The organism is Frigidibacter sp. ROC022 (assembly GCF_024723735.1).
Lineage (GTDB): Bacteria > Pseudomonadota > Alphaproteobacteria > Rhodobacterales > Rhodobacteraceae > SLM-1.
In genome coordinates this window covers 278,456-297,199 of the sequence record NZ_JANQDU010000002.1, presented here as the reverse complement: position 1 = coordinate 297,199, position 18,744 = coordinate 278,456, and the positions used below count along the sequence as shown (strand labels likewise).

Sequence of the window (18,744 nt, the reverse complement as noted above, 5' to 3'; positions counted from 1 at the left end):
TCTAGAGGCGCCGCCTGCCCGTCTCAGACCCGCAGGACGATCTTGCCGATATGGGCCGAGCTTTCCATCCGGGCATGGGCCTTGGCGGCATCTTCCAGCGCGAATTCGCTGTCCATCACCGGGGCAAAGCGGCCGGCTTCGATCCAGGGCCAGACATCGGCACGCAGCGCCTCGGCGATCCTTGCCTTGGCCAGATCGGATTGCGGCCGCAGGGTCGAGCCGGAAATGGTCAGCCGCCGCATCATCACCTCGGCGAAATTGGCGGTGATCCTTGCGCCCTGCAGGAAGGCGATCTGCTGCAGCCGGCCGTCTGTTGCCAGGGCCTTGATGTTGCGCGGGAAATAGTCGCCGCCGACCATGTCGAGGATGACATCGGCGCCACCTTCGGCACGCAGGATCTCGACGAAATCCTCCTCGCGGTAGTTGATCGCCCGCTCGGCCCCCAGTTCCGTGCAGGCGGCGCATTTTTCGGCAGAGCCGGCGGTGGCGAAGACCCGGGCGCCCAGAAGCCGGGCCAGCTGGATCGCGGTGGTGCCGATCCCGGACGAGCCGCCATGCACCAGAAAGCGCTGTCCCGCCGTCAGCCCGGCCCGCATCACCACGTTGGACCAGACCGTGAAGCAGGTCTCGGGCAGGCAGGCGGCCTGGGCCATGCTCAGGCCTTTCGGCACCGGCAGGGCATGTTCGGCGGCGGTCAGGGCATAGTCGGCATAGCCGCCGCCGGGCAGCAGAGCGCAGACCGCATCACCGACCGACCACTGGCTGACGCCGGGGCCGATCGCGGCGACGGTGCCGGCGGCCTCCAGCCCGGGCAGATCACTGGCGCCGGGTGGCGGAGCGTAGTTGCCGGCCCGTTGCAGGGCGTCGGGGCGGTTCACCCCCGCCGCCGCGATCCGGATCAGGATCTGGCCCGGCCCCGGTTGCGGCACCGCGCGTTCGGCCGGTGTCAGCACCTCGGGCCCGCCGGGTTCGGAAATCTCGATCACCCGCATTCTGTCTGGAATCGCGTTCATCGCTGCCATTTCCCCGGATAGCCCTCCGGCGCCTTCGCCGGTTTGTGCAGTTTGTTCAACGGATTGAGCGGGCTGTCAAACAGCCGCGCCAGGCCGGGCACCTCGCGCATCCGGGCCTTGGCGGTCTCGATCCGCATCACGTCCTCGATCCGCCGGTCCAGGAAGGCCCAGGAGTCGGCGGCGCCCTCGGACGCATCGCCCAGCCAGTAGAGCACGGTGGCAGAGATCACCCCCGACAAGGTCAGCCGCTTGCTGTACCAGTTGACGTCCTCGGATGTGTCGCCAAGCGCGGACCAGATCGCGTCGGCGGTGCCCCAGATCAGCCTTGCGCCCTCGACCGCGTGTTGCGGCAGAGCGAAAAGCGTGGTGCCGCGCCGGACCAGTTCGCGGTCGGCATCTTCCAGCCGCAGCCGCACCGCCAGGGCGATCCGTTCGCGGAACTTCAGGTCCGAGAGATCGGCCTTGGCCAGCCGGTCCAGCATCTGCGCGTCGCCGCGCTTGTGATAGGCGGCGGCCAGCCCGACCGGGCCGCGCGGCGCCAGGGCGCGCGCCTGCTCGCGGCTCAACCCGAGTTCGGCGGCGGCGGCGTCGATCGCGGCCTGGCTGAAGCCTTCGAAGGGAACCTGCCGCAGAACGGCATCCAGAAATGTGTCGGAATCGGTCATCGGCTGTCCTTTCCCATCTGCGGGCGCTGTCTGGACTGTGGACAAGAGCGGCTGGCCTTGCTAAAGGGGCGCGTCCTGCAACTTATGCAAACTCTAACTTAGGAAGGTGGTGACAACCACATGCAGGTAAGTGTTCGCGACAACAATGTCGATCAGGCGCTTCGTGCGCTGAAGAAGAAGCTGCAACGCGAAGGCGTGTTCCGCGAGATGAAGCTCAAGCAACATTTCGAGAAACCGTCGGTGAAGCGGGCCCGTGAAAAGGCCGAAGCGATCCGGCGCGCCCGCAAGCTGGCGCGCAAGAAGCTCCAGCGCGAAGGCATGCTCTGAGCCGACATGCGAATCGGCGGTAAGGCCCGCCAGACGTGAACCCCCGGGAAACCCTCGGGGGTTTGTCGTTTCTGGAGAGCGCTTCTCCGGAAACCGGAACCCCGAGGTTGCCGATGCTGTCCTACCAGCACCTTTATCACGCCGGAAACATGGCCGATGTCCACAAGCACGCGCTGCTGGCGCAGGCGCTGGACTATCTGGGCCAGAAGCCCAAGCCGATCACCTATTTCGAGACCCATGCCGGGCGCGGGCTCTACGATCTGTCGGCGCCCGAGGCGGCCAGGACCGGCGAGGCCGCGCGGGGTATCGAGCGGATGTTGCCGATGTTTCCGGCCGGGCACCCCTATGCAAGGGCCATCGCCCGGACCCGCGCCCTGCACGGGCCGAAAAGCTATCCCGGCTCGCCCCTGATCGCGGCGCTGCTGCAACGGCCCGGTGATCTGGCACATCTGGCCGAGCTGCATCCGCAGGAATACGCGGCGCTGGAAGAGGCGATGCAGCCCTATGCCGCGATATGTCATCCCCGCGACGGGATCGCCTTCGCGCTGTCGAAATGCCCGCCCGAGCCGAGACGGGGAATGCTGCTGATCGACCCGTCCTACGAGGGGAAGGAAGATTACGAGGCGATGCCGCATCACCTCTATCACCTGCACCGCAAGTGGAATGTCGGCGTGCTGATGCTCTGGTATCCGATCCTGACCTCGGGGGTTCATGCCGAGATGGTCAAGGTTCTGGACGCCTGCAATTTCCCCGGCGCGCTGCGGCACGAGGTCGGCTTTGCTCCGGCCAGACCCGGCCACGGGATGGTCGGCAGCGGGGTTTTCGTGGTCAACACGCCCTATGGGCTGGAGAAAGAGGCCGAGCGGCTGGGCGCGATGTTCCGCAAGCTGGACAAGGCCCCGGCGCGGCGCAGCCGCACGGTGAGCCGCGCCGGCAAGAGCCGGGGCTAGACTGCTCAGACCGGCAGCGCCGTGGTCTTGAACACCGTGCGCAGGGCAAAGGACGAATGCATCTGCGCCACGCCGGGCAGCCGTGCCAGGTAGCGGCGGTGGATCTGGGCGAAATGCTCGGTGTCTTCGGTGATGACCTTGAGCAGGTAATCGGCGGTGCCGGCCATCAGGTGGCATTCCAGCACGTCGGGGATTTTCGCCACCTCGCGTTCGAAGGCCTCCAGCACCTCGTCGGCCTGACCCGAGAGCGTGATCTCGACAAAGACCGTGGTCATCAGGCCCAGGCGTTTCTGATCCAGCAGCGCCACGTAGTCGCGGATCACCCCGGCCTTTTCCAGCTGCGCCACCCTGCGGTGACAGGCCGAGGGCGACAGGTTCACCCGTTCGCTCAACTCGGCATTGGTCATCCGCCCGGCCTTCTGCAGGGCCTTGAGGATGCGGCGATCTATGGCGTCAAGTTCGATCATTTCGAAGATTTCTACCAAGATCGGCCGATCTTTCACAGATTTATTCGAGAGATGGGCCGCAAATCCGCCATGCTTGCCAAATGTTGCTTCGGCGATCCTGCTAATCTGGGCCATAACCGCTCAGGAGGACTCCATGAAAATCGGTTGCCCACAAGAGATCAAGCCGCAGGAATACCGTGTCGGCATCACGCCCAATGCGGCGCGTGAGGCGGTGGCGCATGGTCATCAGGTCCTGATCGAGACCGACGCCGGGCTCGGATCGGGGTTTCCCGATGCCGACTATGTCGCCGCAGGAGCAACGATCGTGGATACGGCCGAAACCGTCTTTGCCGAGGCCGATATGATCGTGAAGGTCAAGGAACCGCAGCGGGTGGAACGCGCCCGGCTGCGCGAGGGGCAGGTGCTGTTCACCTATCTGCATCTGGCGCCGGACCCGGCCCAGACCAAGGACCTGCTGGCCTCGGGCGCGACCTGCATCGCCTACGAGACCGTCACCGACTCCCGTGGCGGGCTGCCGCTGCTGGCGCCGATGTCCGAGGTCGCCGGGCGGCTGGCGCCGCAGGTCGGGGCCTGGACCCTTCAGAAGGCCAATGGCGGCCGCGGTGTGCTGCTCGGCGGGGTTCCCGGTGTCGGGCCGGCGCGGGTCGTGGTGATCGGTGGCGGCGTTGTCGGGATCAACGCGGCGCGGGTCGCGGCGGGCATGGGGGCGGATGTGACGGTGCTGGATCGCTCGATCCCCCGGCTGTCCTATCTCGACGATCTGTTCCACGGGCGGCTCAAGACCAGCTATGCCAGCAAGGGCAATACCGCCGAGCTGGTGGCCGAGGCCGATCTGGTGATCGGCGCGGTGCTGGTGCCGGGTGCGGCGGCGCCGAAACTGGTGAGCCGGGCGCAGCTGTCGACGATGAAGCCGGGGGCGGCGATCGTGGACGTGGCGATCGACCAGGGCGGCTGTTTCGAGACCAGCCACGCCACCACCCATGACGAGCCGATCTACGAGGTCGACGGGATCATGCATTACTGCGTCGCCAACATGCCCGGCGCGGTGGCCCGGACCTCGACCATCGCCCTGGGCAACGCGACCATGCCCTTCATGCTGGCGCTGGCCGACAAGGGCTGGCGCCAGGCCTGCAAGGACGACCCGCATCTGCTGGCGGGGCTCAACACCCATGCCGGGCGGCTGACCTGCCCTGCCGTCGGAGAGGCGCTCGGGATGGAGGTGCTGGCTGCGGAAGAGGCGCTGGCGCTGTAGCCGAGGAAAAGGGCGGCCCGCCTGTCGCGGACCGCCCCCGTTCAAGCCGCCTGGCCCGGGCGTCGCCGGGCCGGGGCCTTTCAGCTCTTCTTCAGCTGGTCGCGGATTTCCAGGAGGATTTCCACTTCGGTCGGACCGGCGGGGGCTTCCGGGGCGGCCTCTTCCTTCTTCGCCGAGGCTTCCTTCAGCCGGTTCACGGCCTTGACCAGCAGGAACACCACGAAGGCGATGATCACGAAGTTGATGCAGGCGGTGATGAAGGCGCCATAGGCAAAGACGGCGGCGCCGCTTTCGCGGGCGGTTTCCAGGCCGACGCCCGGGGCGACCTCACCCGACAGAACGATATACATGCTGGTAAAGTCCACGCCGCCCAGAACAAGCCCGATGATCGGGTTGATCAGGTCGGCGACCAGCGAACTGACGATGGCGGTGAAGGCCGCACCGATGATGATTCCGACCGCCAGGTCCATGACATTGCCCTTGGCAATGAAATCCTTGAATTCCTTGATCATGTTTTCCCTCTCACAATCCTGTTCCTGCGCGTCTTGCTGCGCGTTCGCGCACATCAATTACCATGAATCGGCAGGGTCAGCGTATCTTTCTCGTCCCGTGACGCGGGGTTAGAGTGGCGCAGATCGCGAAACGAAGGCCGAACATATGCAACTGACCGACTATCCCGTCACCCGCCGCTGGCCCGCCACGCGGCCCGGGGCCATCCAGCTCTATTCGCTGCCGACGCCGAACGGTCAGAAGATCGGCGTGGCGCTGGAGGAGATGGGGCTGGAATACGAGGCCCATCTGGTCTCCTTCGACAGGGAGGACCAGTTCACGCCCGAGTTCCTTTCGGTCAGCCCGAACAACAAGATCCCGGCGATCATCGACCCGAAGGGGCCGGATGGCGAGGCGCTGGCCCTGTTCGAGAGCGGGGCGATCCTGCTGTATCTGGCCGAAAAGACCGGCAAGTTGTTGCCGAAGGACGCTGCCGGGCGCTGGCAGGTGATCCAGTGGCTGATGTGGCAGATGGGCGGGCTGGGGCCGATGTTCGGCCAGGTCGGCTTCTTCCACAAGTTCAAGGGCACCGAGATCGAGGACCCGCGGCCGCGCCAGCGCTATCTGGATGAATCGAAGCGGCTGCTGGGGGTGCTGGACCGGCAGTTGGATGGGCAGGACTGGGTGGCGGGCGATTTCTCGATCGCCGATTGCGCGATCGGGCCCTGGCTGGGGACCTTCCGCGACTTCTACATGGCGGGCGATCTGGTGGGCTGGGACGATTTCGCCAATGTCCCCGCCTATTTCGACCGGTTCTTCGCCCGGCCCTCGGCGCAGGCGGCGAAGAACATTCCGCCGAGGGGGTGATCGGCGCGCCCGTCCCGCCCTTGGCTAGAGTTCCCCGGCCCCGGCCGTCTCGGGCGTCAGGATATGCCGCAGCAGGGCCAGCGGATGCGCCCGCAGGGTCAGCCGCATGGCGACGTAATCCTCGACCACCTCCTCGCCCTCGGTCATCTGCGGCAGGCTGACCGCCGGTTCCGCGATCCCCTCGCCATCGAGATCGCCCGCGAACAGCGGCAGCGGTTCCGGCGCGGTCAGCGCCTTGGCTTGCCAGAGCGCCTCGCGCCGGGTCAGCCGCAGGCCGGCAAAGCAATCCGCTTCGGCCAGCAGCCGCAGGGTCAGCGGATCGGTTCCGGCGCGGCGCCAGACATCCTCGACCGAGGTATAGCCATTGCCGCGCGCGGCGGTGATCCAGGCGGCCTCTTCCGATTTCAGCCCGCGGATCTGCCGGAACCCCAGCCGCAACGCCAGGGCGCCGCGGTCGTCCGGCTCCATCACGTTGTCCCAATAGCTTTCGTTGATCGAGACCGGCAGCACCCGCACCCCGTGCTGGCGCGCATCGCGGACGATCTGGGCGGGAGCGTAGAAACCCATCGGCTGCGAGTTCAGCAGCGCGCAGGCGAAAATCCCGGGGTGATGGCACTTCAGCCAGGCCGAGGCATAGACCAGCAGCGCGAAGCTGGCGGCATGGCTTTCGGGAAAGCCGTAGGAGCCGAAACCCTCGATCTGGGAGAAGCAGCGCTGCGCAAATTCCTCGTCATAGCCATTCGCCTTCATGCCGCGCAGGAACCGGTCGTGAAATTCGCTGACGCTGCCATGTTTCTTGAAGGTCGCAAGAGAGCGTCGCAGCCGGTCGGCCTCTTCCGGCGAAAACCCGGCCCCGATGATGGCGATCTGCATCGCCTGTTCCTGAAACAGCGGCACGCCAAGGGTCTTGCCCAGCACCTGGCCGAGCGCGTCCGAGGGAAAGCTGACCTGTTCCTCGCCATTCCGGCGCCGGATGAAGGGATGCACCATGTCGCCCTGGATCGGGCCGGGGCGGATGATCGCGACCTCGATCACCAGATCGTAGAAACAGCGCGGCCGCATCCGGGGCAGGAAGTTCATCTGGGCCCGGCTTTCGACCTGAAAGACCCCGACCGAATCCGCCTTGCAGAGCATGTCGTAGACGGCCGGATCCTCGGGCGGCAGGGTGGCCAGGCTGTAATCGGTGCCGTGGTGCTGGGCGACCAGGTCGAAGGCCTTGCGGATGCAGGTCAGCATGCCAAGCGCCAGGATATCGACCTTGAGGATGCCCAGGGCGTCGATATCGTCCTTGTCCCAGCAGATGACCGTCCGGTCCTCCATCGTCGCATTCTCGACCGGAACCAGCTCGTCCAGCCTTCCCTCGGTGATGATGAAGCCGCCGACATGCTGGCTCAGATGCCGGGGGAAGCCCTGGATTTCATAGATCAGCTCCATGGTCTGGGCGAGCCGCCGGTCGGTCGGGTCAAGCCCGATCTCGCGCAGCCGCTGGTCTTCCAGCCCGGCCGAGGAGAAGAACCCCCAAAGCTGCGAGGACAGCGCCGACAACGTGTCGTCCGACAGGCCCATGGCCCGCCCCACCTCGCGGATCGCGCGCTTGCCGCGATAATGGATGACGGTGGCGCAAAGCCCGGCCCGGTGCCGGCCATAGCGTTCGTAGATATGCTGGATCACCTCTTCGCGGCGTTCATGTTCGAAATCCACGTCGATGTCCGGCGGCTCGTCGCGGGCTTCGGAAACGAAGCGTTCAAAGACCATGGTGCCGATCTCGGGGGAGACGCTGGTGACGCCCAGGCAGTAGCAGACCACCGAATTGGCGGCGCTGCCCCGTCCCTGGCAGAGAATCCCGCGCGAGCGGGCGAAATCGACGATGTCATGGACGGTGAGGAAATAGGGCTCATAGCCCAGCTTGCTGATCAGTTGCAGCTCATGCGCCATCAGCGCCTTGACCCGTTCCGGCGCACCGGACGGGTAGCGCCAGCGCAGCCCGGCATGGGCGAGACGTTCCAGGCGGCGGGCCGGGGTCTCGTTGCCGGCGAGCTCGGAGGGGTATTCGTAACGCAGCTGGTCGAGGCTGAAGGTCAGCCCTTCCGCGATCTCTCCGGCGCGATGCACCGCCGCCTCATGGCCGCGGAACAGCCGCAGCATCTCGGGTTCCGAGCGCAGGCGCCGTTCGGCATTGGCCTGGGCGGCGCGGCCCAGTTCGTCCACCCGCTTGCCCAGCCGCACCGCGGTCAGCACGTCGGTCAGACGGCGGCGGCGGGCGTGGTGCATCAGGGGCAGGGCCGAGGCGACGGTGGGGATGCCGAGGCTGCCGGCCAGCGCGGCCAGCCGGTCGAAGCGCGCCGGGTCGCGGCCGTCATAGGCGGGGGCCATCAGCAGCGAGAGCTGGCCGGGGAAGCGGCGCAGCAGCCGGGCCGCCTGCGTCCGCCATCGGTCCACCTTCTCCGCGGGCGGGTGCAGCAGCAGTTCCAGCCCGGCGCCCCGGTCCAGCAGGTCGTCCATCCCCAGGTCGCAGCTGCCCTTGGCGGTGCGGGTCCGGCCCAGGGTCAGCAGGCGGCAGAGATTTCCCCAGGCGGCCCGGTCGCGCGGCAGGGCCGTGGCGGTGAAGCCATCGCGCAGCACCAGCCGCGCCGCCGGGATCAGCCTTGGCGTGGTGTAGATCGGCGCCGAGACCGGGCGCGGCAGCCCCTCGGGGCAGGGCGGGCCGATCGGATCGCGGTCGGCCTCGCGCCGCTGCTGCACCAGCCGCGCCACCTCGCGTGCCCGGACATGCGCCCGGACGATCCCGGCGACCGAGTTGGCATCCGCCACCGCCAGCCCGGCCATGCCCATCGCCGCCGCCTGATCGACATATTCCTCGGGATGCGAGCCGCCGGTCAGGAAGCTGAAGTTGGAGGTGACGGACAGTTCGATGAACATGCGACTCGGAGGGTTGTGGACGGGCAATATATTCCCGTTTTGTTCTCATGTGGAGTCTGTCCTTCATAAGAACCTTTGTCATTTGGAACCGGCGGCGGCGGGCCCTAGAGTGGCGGCATGGGAACAGGAGTCATTCCAATGATCAGATTACCAATCCTTGCCGCTGTGCTTGCCCTGACCGCCGCGCCTGTCGCCGCGCAGGGCCTGCTGACACTTTCGAAAACCTCGGTGGCCAAGGTGATTGCCGCGCCGGTCGCCCAGAAGGATGCAGGCGGCAGCAACGGCTATCTCGGCGGTGCCCTGGGGGACGAAATTGCCACGGTGCGCCGGAAGGCAGGCGGCACGGCAAGGCTTGTCGTGGGCGAAAGCGCCGCGGCCAGACAGGACCTGACCAGCAACCTCTGCGCCCTGATGCCCACCACCCAGGGCTGTCAGCTGGCCCACAAGTAGCGCCGACGGGCCGCTCTTCTAGACCCGGTGATAGGGCGTCCCGGCCAGAATCTGCGTGGCGCGATAAAGCTGCTCGGTCAACATCACCCGGGCCAGCATATGCGGCCAGACCATCGGGCCGAAGCTGATCGCGCTGTCGGCACGGTCGCGCAGATCGGGCGCGATGCCGTCGGCACCGCCGATGACAAAGGCCACATCCGGCCGGCCCTGGTCACGCCAGCCTGCCAGCAGCGCCGCGAAATCGGGTGAGGACAGCAGCTTGCCGCGCTCGTCCAGGCAGCAGATCACCGCGCCGTCGGGAATCGCCCGGCTCAGCAGGGTGCCCTCGGCGGACTGGCCGGCGCCCTTGGCATCGACCTCGACCACCCGCGCCGGGCCGAGGCCCAGGGCCCGGCCGGTCTTTCCGAAACGTTCCAGATAATCTTTCGTCAGCGCAAGTTCCGGCCCCGCCCGCAGGCGGCCCACGGCGCAGAGCGTTACCCGCAGCACCGGTTCAGACGGTTGCCGCCGCGCCCGGAACCGGTGACAGCCACATCTTCTCGAGCTGGTAGAACTCGCGCACTTCGGGACGGAAGACATGGATGATGATGTCGCCGGCGTCGATCAGCACCCAGTCGCCCTGATCCTTGCCCTCGATCTTCGATACCACGCCGAATTCGTGCTTCAGCCGTTCCGAGAGATTCTCGGCGATCGACACGACCTGGCGCGACGAGCGACCCGAGCAGATCACCATGAAATCCGCCATCTCGGATTTCCCCTTCAGGGGAATCGAGACCACGTCTTCGGCTTTGTCATCGTCGAGCGAGTCCAGAATGCGTTCCAGAAGCTTGTCGCTGGGAACTTGGGTCGGATCGGCAGTCATTGCCATCCCCGGGGCGGTCTTGGACTGGACCGCAACAGTGGTCTGTGACAGGACATTGTCCTCCTTGGTGTTTCGCCGCTCCGGTCCCGAAGGGCCCGGATGCGCGACGTTGGCACGACGGCCGTGACCATAAAGTAACATCTGGCCGGGCAAATCTCAACGGGGAGCCACCGATTAGCGCGACTTGTCGCGCAGGCGTCAGCCGTCGCGACGCACCTCGACCGACTGCCGGATCAGCGTCGCCTGGCCATAGACGGTCAGGAACGAGACATCCGCCGCGTCGCGCCCGACCCCGATCCGGGCCATTTCCTCGGGCCGGGCCATGCCGGTTGCATCGACCATATGCCAGCCGCCGTCGAGGAACACCTCGGCCACGGCGTGGAAATCCTGCGGCGGCTCCAGCAGGGCATAGGCGCTGGCGATCCGAGCCGGGATGCCGCTGGCCCGGGCCAGGGTGATCATCACATGGGCAAAGTCGCGACAGACGCCGCGGCGCTGCACGAAGGTCTCCAGCGCCGTGGTGGTGCTGTCGCTTTCACCCGGCACATAGGTCAGATGCGTCCGGATCCAGTCGCGCATCGCCTGAATCCGCGCCCCGCCGGCGCTGTCGCCGAATTCCGCCGCGACATAGTTCTGGAAGCGGTCCGAGGGGCAGAAGCGCGAGCCCATCAGATAGCGCAGCACCGGGCCGGGCAGCAGGTGGATCGGGGTCGCGGGCAGGCCGGCCAGATCGACAGGGGGGCGCTTGATCTCGACCCGGGCGCGATAAGTCGTCTCCAGCCGGTTGCTCAGTTCCAGCAGCACCCGCTGGCCCAGCGACCCGTCCGAATCGACCCGCGAGAAATGCGCATGCGGCGACAGGACCAACTCGCTCGACAGAATGGCCTGGTCGGGCATCGCCGCGGCCTCGACCTGCAGGATCGCCGAGGTCAGCCCGGCGAGCTGGTAGTCGAGATAGGTTTCGATGCTCAGGATCATCGGCAACTCCGGCTGGTCCGGGCGCGCTCCCCGGCAGAGGGTCCGGGGTCCGCCGGTCCGGTCGATCTGGCGGTCTCGCGGGGCCGGATGACCGGTGCCGGACCTTCCGACCCCCGCTGCGGGCGGGGAACCCGGAGACCATGTTGCTTGATCCTATCCCAGAAGCCGAAATGATGCTGCCCCCGATTTTGGCCGGCCCCGACCGGCAGGCGAAACCCGCCCGGCCGCACGGCCACCGACTCCGCCGGGCTGTCTTCCGGCGGGCCCGGTTCGCGGGGGATGCGGCGGGCGGGTCACAGGCGGCTTCACCTTCCTGCGCGAATCATTTATCGTATTACGATAAAGGTTTCATGCCGGAGGGGAATGATGGAAGAGTTGAGACATCTGCGCCGATGGGCCGCCGTGCTGCGCGTTCTGACCATCGTGGCCATGGTCATCCTGGTGCTTGCGCTGGTCTACGGCATCCTGTTCGCGGTGCTGCCCGATGGCCTGCGCCGGGCTGCGCGGCTGGTGCCCGAGACCTCGCTGAGCGGCCCGCACCGTGCCGCGGTGGCGCTTGTCGGCGCGGTCCCGGGCTTTGCCATGCTCTATGTCCTGGGCCGGATGGCGGATTTGTTCGGCCTCTATGCCGGGGGCGAGGCGCTGAGCCCGGCCTGCGCGCGGAACATCCAGCGGATCGGGGTCGGGCTGCTGGCGGCGGTGGCGCTGGAACTGGTGGCGCGGCCGGCGCAGATCGCGCTGGTCAGCCTGGCCAACCCGCCCGGGCAGCGGGTTCTGTCGATCAGCTTCGAAGGCGCCGACCTGGGGCAGATACTGGCCGCGGGCCTGTTGATCACCATCGGCTGGACGCAGCGCGAAGCCGCCCGTATCGCCCGCGAGAACGAGGGGTTCGTCTGATGCAGACCATGCAGATCGTCGTGCGTCTCGACGTGATGCTGGCCCGGCGAAAGATGACCTCGCGCGATCTGGCGCGGCAGGTCGGGATCACCGAACAGAACCTGTCGCTGCTGAAGTCCGGCAAGGTGAAGGGCATCCGGTTCGAAACCCTGGCGCGCATCTGCGCCGCGCTGGACTGCCAGCCCGGCGACCTGCTCGAGGCCGTCGCCAAACCGTAACCCTTGCGAGACCGCCCGGTGAGGAGTATCTGACAGGCATGATACCGGTCTTTGATATCGGCGATCGCGCCCGCCTGCCGTGGCGCTTCTGGAGCGCCATCAGCTGCGTTCTGGCGCGGGTCTGAGGCCCGGACCCTTCCGTACGCCCAATTTCCGAAGACAATCCACGGAGACGACAGATGTCGCCGAAGACACTCTACGACAAGATCTGGGATGCCCATGTCGCCCATCAGGCCGATGACGGGACCTGCCTGCTCTACATCGACCGCCACCTGGTCCATGAAGTGACCAGCCCGCAGGCCTTCGAAGGCCTGCGCCTGACCGGTCGCAAGGTCCGCGCGCCCGACAAGACGATCGCGGTGCCCGATCACAACGTTCCCACCACCTGGGACCGCGAGAAGGGCATCGACAACGAGGAAAGCCGGATTCAGGTCGAGGCGCTCGACCAGAATGCCAAGGAGACCGGCATCCATTACTATCCGGTGTCGGACATCCGCCAGGGCATCGTCCATATCGTCGGGCCGGAACAGGGCTGGACCCTGCCGGGGATGACCGTGGTCTGCGGCGACAGCCACACCGCGACCCACGGCGCCTTCGGGGCGCTGGCGCATGGCATCGGCACCTCGGAGGTCGAGCATGTGCTGGCCACCCAGACGCTGATCCAGAAGAAATCCAAGAACATGAAGGTCGAGATCACCGGCCATCTGCGCCCCGGCGTGACCGCCAAGGACATCACCCTCTCGGTGATCGGCAAGACCGGCACCGCCGGCGGCACCGGCTATGTCATCGAATACATGGGCTCGGCGATCGAGGACCTGTCGATGGAAGGCCGGATGACGGTCTGCAACATGGCCATCGAGGGCGGCGCCCGCGCCGGCCTGATCGCCCCCGACCAGAAGACCTTCGACTATGTCCAGGGCCGCCCGCATGCCCCGAAGGGCGCCCAGTGGGAGGCCGCGCTGGCCTGGTGGAAAACGCTGAAATCCGACCCCGATGCGCATTGGGACAAGGTCGTCACCCTGAGGGGCGAGGATATCGCCCCGGTCGTCACTTGGGGCACCTCGCCCGAGGACGTCCTGCCGATCGACGCCACCGTCCCCGATCCGTCGAGCTTCACCGGCGGCAAGGTCGAGGCGGCGCAGCGGGCGCTCGACTACATGGGCCTGAAGCCGGGCCAGAAGCTGCAGGACATCCAGATCGATACCGTCTTCATCGGCTCCTGCACAAATGGCCGGATCGAGGATCTGCGGGCCGCGGCCGAGATCGTGAAGGGCAGGAAGATCAAGGAGGGGATGCGCGCCATGGTGGTCCCCGGCTCGGGCCTGGTCCGGTTGCAGGCCGAAGAGGAGGGCCTGGCCGACATCTTCAAGGAGGCCGGCTTCGAATGGCGCCTGGCCGGCTGCTCGATGTGCCTGGCGATGAACCCCGATCAGCTGAGCCCGGGTGAACGCTGTGCGGCCACCTCGAACCGCAACTTCGAAGGTCGTCAGGGTCGCGGCGGACGCACCCATCTGATGAGCCCGGCGATGGCGGCGGCTGCGGCGGTGACCGGGCATCTGACCGACGTGCGGGAGCTTTCGTGATGCGCCCGGCCAGCCTGCTGCTTGGCCTGGGCATCGTGTTGCTGCTGCTCGGCATCCTTGCCCTGACCAACCCGCTGGCGGCCTCGCTGGCGGTGACGACCATCGTCGGCGTCGCCTTCCTGTTCGGCGGCGCGGTGCAGCTCTGGCTGGCCTTCTCGACCCCGGACGATCCGCAGCGGCTCTGGCATGGCTTCATCGGCCTGCTGGCGCTGGTCGCCGGGGTCTCGCTTCTGGCCGATCCGCTGGGCGGCATGGTCTCGCTGACCGTGCTGCTGGGCGTGCTGTTCATCGCCACCGGCGTAGCCCGGCTGCTGATCGCCTACCGCAACCGCGAGACGCCGTTGTTCTGGGTGCTGCTGCTCTCCGGTGCCCTTTCGGTGGTGATCGGCGCGATGATCTTTGGCAACCTCGCCGATGCCGCCACGGTGCTGCTGGGCCTCTTGCTGGGGATCGAGCTTCTGGCCGAGGGCCTGGCGCTGATCGTGCTGGGCCTGCTGGCCCGCCGGCTGTGACCCGCCGCTGAGACAGGCCCGGCCACCCGATGTGGCCGGGCGACAAACGCAACCTTTCGACGGAAAGGACTTCATATGGACAAGTTCACCACCATCACCGGTGTCGCGGCGCCCATGCCGCTGGTCAATATCGACACCGACATGATCATCCCGAAACAGTTCCTGAAGACGATCAAGCGCTCGGGCCTTGGCGTGAACCTCTTCGACGAGATGCGCTATACCCAGGACGGCAAGGAGAATCCCGATTTCGTGCTGAACAAGCCGGCCTACCGGAAATCGGAAATACTCATCGCGGGCGACAATTTCGGCTGCGGCTCCAGCCGTGAACACGCGCCCTGGGCGCTGCTCGATTTCGGCATCCGCTCGATCATCTCGACCAGCTTCGCCGATATCTTCTATTCCAACTGCTTCAAGAACGGCATCCTGCCGATCGTGCTGAAGCCCGAGGAAGTCGCGGTGCTGATGAAGGATGCCGAAAAGGGCGAAAACGCCCGGATCACCGTGGATCTCGAGTCCCAGACCGTGACCTCGGCCGATGGCGAGGTGTTCCACTTCGAGGTCGATGCCTTCAAGAAACGCTGCCTTCTGGAGGGGCTCGACGACATCGGGCTGACGATGGAGAAGGCCTCGGCGATCGACGCCTACGAAAAGGCTGCCGCCGTCGAACGCCCCTGGGTCTGACCCGCAACATTACAATCCGTAACTCGTCATTAGGGAATGACGGGCAAAAATGGACCTGGCCGCGACTTGTCGCGGCCTTGTCGCATTATGGTGCCCAAATTGATGCAAAGGCGCACCACTTCTACCATGAAACGGCCCCATTCATTTCGTTAGGCTTAACAGCAGCTTGCCGGGCGAAGTGAAAGTAGGCAGAAATTGGGCAAAGATAAGGCATACCGCCACAATTGGCGGAAGCAATCTGGGGCAAGGCTGCGGCAATGTATCGTGGTCGCCTGTGATGAGGGTTTCGGGCAGTGATTTCGCGTCTATCGGGAGCGATGCTGAGAGCTATGCTGGTGGTCGTGCTGATCACCATGCCGGCGCTGATGCTGCCGTCCGCGAGCAATGACGCGGTCCAGATGGTCATGCTGGTGGCCATTTTCGGCGCCGCCCTGACGATCTTCGAATACTCCTCGACCTACCCCGGGCTTGTCGAATTCCGCGAGGCTCCGCCGTTCAACCGGATTCGTTTCATCTCGCTCTTCGTTACCGTCTTCCTGCTGACCACGATCACCCGCGGCACCTTCGAACCGACGACGTTCAACCAGATCGTTACCGCCGTCGGCAGCCTGATCGCCAATGCCATCGATTTTCCCTACAGCCCGGTCCGGCTGGTCGTCCTGATGCTGCCGCCCGACACCAGCGAGGCCCAGGTCGAGCTGGTCCGCACCGGGGCGGGCATCAGCTATCTGACCTCGCTCCTGACCCTGGCGATCTTCCTGATCGTGCTCCGGCTGCGAAACTGGCCGACGCGGCACGGCGCGTTCAATGTCTGGATCAACCTGCCGACCTTCGACCCGACGGCGGTCGGGGATGTGGTGGCCCGGCTTGAACGTGATGCAAGGGTCAACGTCGGACTGGGCTTCCTCCTGCCCTTCCTGACCCCGGCCGTCGTCAAGGCGGCCTCGAAGCTGTTCGGCTCCATCTCTCTTGACTCGCCGCATACTTTCATCTGGACAGTGGCGGCATGGGCCTTCCTTCCCGCCTCTCTCTTCATGCGCGGCATCGCCATGGGACGGATCGCCGGGATGATCGCCGACAAGCGCAAGCGCAACGCCGAGGCGCAGGCGAAAGAGATGATCCCGGCCTGAGCCGCCCGGCGGCGCTGCTGCTGGCGCTGTTGCTGGCTCTCCTTGCCCCCGCCGCCGCCGCCGAGACCCTGCGCATCGCCACCTACAACGTCGGTCTGGACCGGGACGGGCCGGGCCTGTTGCTGCGCGACATCCTTGCGGGGAAGGCCGCCGATGCCGAAGCTGCGGCCGATGCGATCCGCAAGGCCGATCCCGACATCCTGCTGCTGACGGGCTTCGATTACGATGCCGGCGGCGTGGCGCTGGCCGCCTTTGCCCGGCTGATCGGGCCCGGCGCCTATCCGCACCGATTCGCGCTTCGGCCCAACACCGGCTGGGCGACGGGGCTGGACCTCGACGGCGACGGGCGGCGCGGCGGGCCGGGCGATGCCCAGGGCTATGGTGCATTCGCCGGGCAGGGCGGCATGGCGCTGCTGTCGCGCCTGCCGCTGGACAATGCCGCGGTGCAGGACCTTTCCACTGTGCTCTGGCGCGACCTGTCCGGCGCCGACCTGCCGCGCCGGCCGGACGGAACGCCCTTTCCGAGCGACGAGGCGCTGGCGGTGCAGCGGCTCTCGACCACCGGGCATTGGGTGGTGCCGGTGCTGTTGCCCGGCGGCGGGCGGCTCGACCTGCTGGCCTTCTATGCCTCGCCCCCGGTCTTCGACGGGCCGGAGGATCGCAACGGGCGGCGGGCGGCGGATGAGCTGCGGCTCTGGACCGCCTATCTGGATGGCGGGTTCGGCGGCCCGCCGGCGCCGCTCTTCGTGGTGCTGGGCGACGCAAACCTGGACCCCGGGGCCGGCGACGGCGACCATGACGCCATCGCCCGCTTCCTGGCCGATCCGCGCCTGACCGATCCGCATCCGCGGGATGCCGAGGGTGCCTTGACCACCACCGACTGGCCGGTGCCGCCGGGGCCGCTGCGGGTCGATTACGTGCTGCCTTCGGCGACATTGCGGGTTCTCGGCTCGGGGCTCGGCGCGGCGACGGGCGGGGGCGGTCCGCTGCACCGGCTGGTCTGGGTCGATGTCGCACTGCCCCGCGCCGGCCTCAGCGCAGCGAGCGGCCCTTGACGATCGCCTGCTTGCCGAACCGCGCCCGGATCGCATCGGCGGCGCGCTCTGCCTCGGCCCGCTTGCGCGCTTCGGGGTCGAGAAGGTCGCCGGAGCTGTCGGCCTGGGCGTCGTCGGTGATCTCGGCCAGCCCGACTCCGATCAGGCGATAGGGGCCGCGCGGTCCGACCGCATCGAACAGCGCCCGGGCCTCGCGGTAGATCCGGTCGGCGATCTGGGTCGGGTCGCGCAGCGCATGGCGGCGCGAGATCAGGGTGAAGTCTGCACGTTTCAGCTTCAGCGTCACCACACGTCCTGCCAGGTCGCGGGCCTTGGCGCGGTCGGCGACCTTTTCGGCCAGGCGCCAGAGGTGGCCGTCCAGAAGGTCGGGGTCGGCGGTGTCTTCGTTGAAGGTGGTTTCGTTGGAGATCGACTTCAGCGGTTCATGCGACGAAACCCGTCTTGCATCCTGCCCGCGTGCCAGGTGCCAGAGCCGTTCGCCGGTTGCACCGAACCTTGCGGCGAGATCCTTGCGGTCCCAGCGGGCGAGGTCGGCGAAGGTGCGGATGCCGGATTTCTCCAGCGCCTGTTGCGCGGCGGGACCGACGCCCCAGATCAGACGCACCGACTTCGGACGCAGGAACGTTTCGGTTTCCGCCTTGCCGATCACCGCGAAACCGCGCGGCTTGTCGAGGTCGGAGGCGAGCTTGGCGAGGAACTTGTTGTGGCTCAACCCGATGCTGCCGGTGACTCCCAGTTCGGTTTCCATCCGTTTCGTCAGCCGCGCCAGCTGCACGGCGGGCGGGGCGCGGTGCAGGCGTTCGGTGCCGGTCAGGTCGAGAAACGCCTCGTCCAGCGACAGCGGTTCGATGGCGGGGGTGAGTTCGTCCATCAGGGCGCGGATCGCGCGGGAGGTTTCGACATAGAGCTCCATCCGCGGCTTCACCACCACCGCCTCGGGGCAGAGTTTCAGCGCCTGGAACATCGGCATGGCCGAGCGGACGCCCTTGATCCGGGCGATGTAGCAGCAGGTCGAGACGACGCCGCGGGTGCCGCCGCCGACGATCAGCGGCCGGTCGCGCAGGGCCGGGTTCTCGCGCTTCTCGACCGAGGCATAGAAGGCGTCGCAATCCATGTGGGCGATCGAGAGCGTGAAGAGTTCGGGATGCGAGACCAGCCGGGGCGAGCCGCAGGCCGGACAGCGGCGGCCGGTCAGGGACTCGATCTGAAGGAAGCAGTCGCGGCAGAGGCTGGGCATGATCCGGGCAGGATAGCCGAGTCGGGACCGCCCTCCCAGAGGCCATTTCCGGGCGTCCCCATGGGGACGGGGGGTCAAGGGGTTGATTTTGTTGGGAAAGCCGTGGGGACGGGGTTTATGGTTAATGGGGGGGTAAGGATCTATATGCGCGAGCTAGTGATCGCGTTCCGACACTTCGCGCACGGCGACGCA

At 66.8% G+C, this 18,744-nt stretch carries 21 protein-coding genes; 12 read left to right on the top strand and 9 right to left on the bottom strand.

From position 1 onward, the window contains the following. Nucleotides 1-23: 23 nt before the first annotated feature. Complete coding sequence (locus NUW50_RS08145) at nucleotides 24-1,013, bottom strand: NAD(P)H-quinone oxidoreductase (RefSeq protein WP_258288605.1); 990 nt, start codon at nucleotides 1,011-1,013, stop codon at nucleotides 24-26. After that, nucleotides 1,010-1,678 carry a COQ9 family protein gene (locus NUW50_RS08140; protein ID WP_258288604.1) on the bottom strand — a complete coding sequence of 223 codons (669 nt, stop codon included), beginning with the start codon at nucleotides 1,676-1,678 and terminating at the stop codon, nucleotides 1,010-1,012. Before NUW50_RS08140 ends, NUW50_RS08145 begins: the two co-directional genes overlap by 4 nt. A 120-nt stretch (nucleotides 1,679-1,798) precedes the next feature. Here NUW50_RS08140 and rpsU point away from each other — a divergent pair, with 120 nt between their 5' ends. Continuing rightward, complete coding sequence (rpsU, locus tag NUW50_RS08135; protein ID WP_258288603.1) at nucleotides 1,799-2,005, top strand: 30S ribosomal protein S21; 207 nt, start codon at nucleotides 1,799-1,801, stop codon at nucleotides 2,003-2,005. 113 nt (nucleotides 2,006-2,118) lie between these two features. Next, entirely contained in the window at nucleotides 2,119-2,955 is an 837-nt protein-coding gene (gene rlmJ, locus NUW50_RS08130; RefSeq protein ID WP_258288602.1) for a 23S rRNA (adenine(2030)-N(6))-methyltransferase RlmJ, read from the top strand. 5 nt (nucleotides 2,956-2,960) lie between these two features. On the opposite strand, the gene NUW50_RS08125 is transcribed toward rlmJ, so the two are convergent. Next, nucleotides 2,961-3,419 carry an Lrp/AsnC family transcriptional regulator gene (locus NUW50_RS08125; protein WP_258289307.1) on the bottom strand — a complete coding sequence of 153 codons (459 nt, stop codon included), beginning with the start codon at nucleotides 3,417-3,419 and terminating at the stop codon, nucleotides 2,961-2,963. Between the two features lie 136 nt (nucleotides 3,420-3,555). Between NUW50_RS08125 and ald the strand changes: the two genes are divergently transcribed. Beyond that, entirely contained in the window at nucleotides 3,556-4,674 is a 1,119-nt protein-coding gene (gene ald, locus NUW50_RS08120; protein ID WP_258288601.1) for an alanine dehydrogenase, read from the top strand. 80 nt (nucleotides 4,675-4,754) lie between these two features. Here ald and mscL read toward each other — a convergent pair whose 3' ends face one another. After that, nucleotides 4,755-5,186 (bottom strand): large conductance mechanosensitive channel protein MscL, encoded by a 432-nt coding sequence (gene mscL / locus NUW50_RS08115; protein ID WP_258288600.1) that lies wholly within the window; start codon nucleotides 5,184-5,186, stop codon nucleotides 4,755-4,757. Nucleotides 5,187-5,331: 145 nt separating this feature from the next. On the opposite strand from mscL, the gene NUW50_RS08110 reads away from it, so the two are divergent. Continuing rightward, nucleotides 5,332-6,030 carry a glutathione S-transferase family protein gene (locus tag NUW50_RS08110; protein ID WP_258288599.1) on the top strand — a complete coding sequence of 233 codons (699 nt, stop codon included), beginning with the start codon at nucleotides 5,332-5,334 and terminating at the stop codon, nucleotides 6,028-6,030. A gap of 24 nt (nucleotides 6,031-6,054) precedes the next feature. On the opposite strand, the gene NUW50_RS08105 is transcribed toward NUW50_RS08110, so the two are convergent. Continuing rightward, nucleotides 6,055-8,949, bottom strand: coding sequence for an error-prone DNA polymerase (locus NUW50_RS08105; protein ID WP_258288598.1), 2,895 nt, complete (start codon nucleotides 8,947-8,949; stop codon nucleotides 6,055-6,057). Nucleotides 8,950-9,087: 138 nt separating this feature from the next. Between NUW50_RS08105 and NUW50_RS08100 the strand changes: the two genes are divergently transcribed. After that, a complete protein-coding gene (locus NUW50_RS08100) occupies nucleotides 9,088-9,399 on the top strand; it encodes a hypothetical protein (RefSeq protein ID WP_258288597.1) in 312 nt (103 codons plus the stop codon). Nucleotides 9,400-9,417: 18 nt separating this feature from the next. Here NUW50_RS08100 and rlmH read toward each other — a convergent pair whose 3' ends face one another. From rlmH to NUW50_RS08085, 3 genes are all read right to left on the bottom strand, one after another. After that, nucleotides 9,418-9,885 (bottom strand): 23S rRNA (pseudouridine(1915)-N(3))-methyltransferase RlmH, encoded by a 468-nt coding sequence (rlmH, locus tag NUW50_RS08095; protein WP_258289306.1) that lies wholly within the window; start codon nucleotides 9,883-9,885, stop codon nucleotides 9,418-9,420. Between the two features lie 7 nt (nucleotides 9,886-9,892). Then, complete coding sequence (gene rsfS / locus NUW50_RS08090) at nucleotides 9,893-10,261, bottom strand: ribosome silencing factor (RefSeq protein WP_443135097.1); 369 nt, start codon at nucleotides 10,259-10,261, stop codon at nucleotides 9,893-9,895. Nucleotides 10,262-10,459: 198 nt separating this feature from the next. After that, nucleotides 10,460-11,239: a transglutaminase-like domain-containing protein gene (locus NUW50_RS08085; protein ID WP_258288595.1), complete on the bottom strand. Its 780-nt coding sequence runs from the start codon at nucleotides 11,237-11,239 to the stop codon at nucleotides 10,460-10,462. Between the two features lie 366 nt (nucleotides 11,240-11,605). Between NUW50_RS08085 and NUW50_RS08080 the strand changes: the two genes are divergently transcribed. From NUW50_RS08080 to NUW50_RS08050, 7 genes are all read left to right on the top strand, one after another. Then, on the top strand, nucleotides 11,606-12,136 hold the full coding sequence (locus tag NUW50_RS08080; protein ID WP_258288594.1) for a DUF2975 domain-containing protein: 531 nt from the start codon (nucleotides 11,606-11,608) through the stop codon (nucleotides 12,134-12,136). Beyond that, the gene (locus NUW50_RS08075) at nucleotides 12,136-12,354 is read left to right on the top strand and encodes a helix-turn-helix domain-containing protein (RefSeq protein WP_443135096.1); all 219 of its coding nucleotides are present in this window, start codon (nucleotides 12,136-12,138) and stop codon (nucleotides 12,352-12,354) included. Before NUW50_RS08080 ends, NUW50_RS08075 begins: the two co-directional genes overlap by 1 nt. Nucleotides 12,355-12,533: 179 nt before the next feature. After that, nucleotides 12,534-13,937, top strand: coding sequence for a 3-isopropylmalate dehydratase large subunit (gene leuC, locus NUW50_RS08070; RefSeq protein WP_258288593.1), 1,404 nt, complete (start codon nucleotides 12,534-12,536; stop codon nucleotides 13,935-13,937). Continuing rightward, nucleotides 13,937-14,449, top strand: coding sequence for an HdeD family acid-resistance protein (locus tag NUW50_RS08065; RefSeq protein WP_258288592.1), 513 nt, complete (start codon nucleotides 13,937-13,939; stop codon nucleotides 14,447-14,449). Before leuC ends, NUW50_RS08065 begins: the two co-directional genes overlap by 1 nt. Nucleotides 14,450-14,524: 75 nt before the next feature. After that, on the top strand, nucleotides 14,525-15,130 hold the full coding sequence (gene leuD / locus NUW50_RS08060) for a 3-isopropylmalate dehydratase small subunit (RefSeq protein ID WP_258288591.1): 606 nt from the start codon (nucleotides 14,525-14,527) through the stop codon (nucleotides 15,128-15,130). A 317-nt stretch (nucleotides 15,131-15,447) separates the two neighbouring features. Further along, a complete protein-coding gene (locus NUW50_RS08055) occupies nucleotides 15,448-16,260 on the top strand; it encodes a hypothetical protein (RefSeq protein ID WP_258288590.1) in 813 nt (270 codons plus the stop codon). Nucleotides 16,261-16,289: 29 nt separating this feature from the next. Beyond that, nucleotides 16,290-17,315, top strand: a complete 1,026-nt coding sequence (locus tag NUW50_RS08050; RefSeq protein WP_258288589.1) for an endonuclease/exonuclease/phosphatase family protein — start codon at nucleotides 16,290-16,292, stop codon at nucleotides 17,313-17,315. Here the strand turns inward: NUW50_RS08050 and NUW50_RS08045 are convergent. Beyond that, nucleotides 17,293-18,552, bottom strand: coding sequence for a DNA polymerase IV (locus tag NUW50_RS08045; protein WP_258288588.1), 1,260 nt, complete (start codon nucleotides 18,550-18,552; stop codon nucleotides 17,293-17,295). The genes NUW50_RS08050 and NUW50_RS08045 overlap by 23 nt on opposite strands. Between the last annotated feature and the right edge of the window lie 192 nt (nucleotides 18,553-18,744).

Bases quoted from the DNA above. Each gene is read 5' to 3' on its own strand.
- mscL (WP_258288600.1), bottom strand. From the start codon at position 5,186: ATGATCAAGGAATTCAAGGATTTCATTGCCAAGGGCAATGTCATGGAC.
- NUW50_RS08100 (WP_258288597.1), top strand. From the start codon at position 9,088: ATGATCAGATTACCAATCCTTGCCGCTGTGCTTGCCCTGACCGCCGCG.
- NUW50_RS08065 (WP_258288592.1), top strand. From the start codon at position 13,937: ATGCGCCCGGCCAGCCTGCTGCTTGGCCTGGGCATCGTGTTGCTGCTG.
- NUW50_RS08080 (WP_258288594.1), top strand. From the start codon at position 11,606: ATGGAAGAGTTGAGACATCTGCGCCGATGGGCCGCCGTGCTGCGCGTT.
- NUW50_RS08105 (WP_258288598.1), bottom strand. From the start codon at position 8,949: ATGTTCATCGAACTGTCCGTCACCTCCAACTTCAGCTTCCTGACCGGC.
- rpsU (WP_258288603.1), top strand. From the start codon at position 1,799: ATGCAGGTAAGTGTTCGCGACAACAATGTCGATCAGGCGCTTCGTGCG.
- leuC (WP_258288593.1), top strand. From the start codon at position 12,534: ATGTCGCCGAAGACACTCTACGACAAGATCTGGGATGCCCATGTCGCC.
- rsfS (WP_443135097.1), bottom strand. From the start codon at position 10,261: ATGACTGCCGATCCGACCCAAGTTCCCAGCGACAAGCTTCTGGAACGC.
- NUW50_RS08085 (WP_258288595.1), bottom strand. From the start codon at position 11,239: ATGATCCTGAGCATCGAAACCTATCTCGACTACCAGCTCGCCGGGCTG.
- NUW50_RS08045 (WP_258288588.1), bottom strand. From the start codon at position 18,552: ATGCCCAGCCTCTGCCGCGACTGCTTCCTTCAGATCGAGTCCCTGACC.
- NUW50_RS08075 (WP_443135096.1), top strand. From the start codon at position 12,136: ATGCAGACCATGCAGATCGTCGTGCGTCTCGACGTGATGCTGGCCCGG.
- rlmJ (WP_258288602.1), top strand. From the start codon at position 2,119: ATGCTGTCCTACCAGCACCTTTATCACGCCGGAAACATGGCCGATGTC.
- NUW50_RS08145 (WP_258288605.1), bottom strand. From the start codon at position 1,013: ATGAACGCGATTCCAGACAGAATGCGGGTGATCGAGATTTCCGAACCC.
- ald (WP_258288601.1), top strand. From the start codon at position 3,556: ATGAAAATCGGTTGCCCACAAGAGATCAAGCCGCAGGAATACCGTGTC.
- NUW50_RS08110 (WP_258288599.1), top strand. From the start codon at position 5,332: ATGCAACTGACCGACTATCCCGTCACCCGCCGCTGGCCCGCCACGCGG.
- NUW50_RS08055 (WP_258288590.1), top strand. From the start codon at position 15,448: ATGCTGAGAGCTATGCTGGTGGTCGTGCTGATCACCATGCCGGCGCTG.
- leuD (WP_258288591.1), top strand. From the start codon at position 14,525: ATGGACAAGTTCACCACCATCACCGGTGTCGCGGCGCCCATGCCGCTG.
- NUW50_RS08140 (WP_258288604.1), bottom strand. From the start codon at position 1,678: ATGACCGATTCCGACACATTTCTGGATGCCGTTCTGCGGCAGGTTCCC.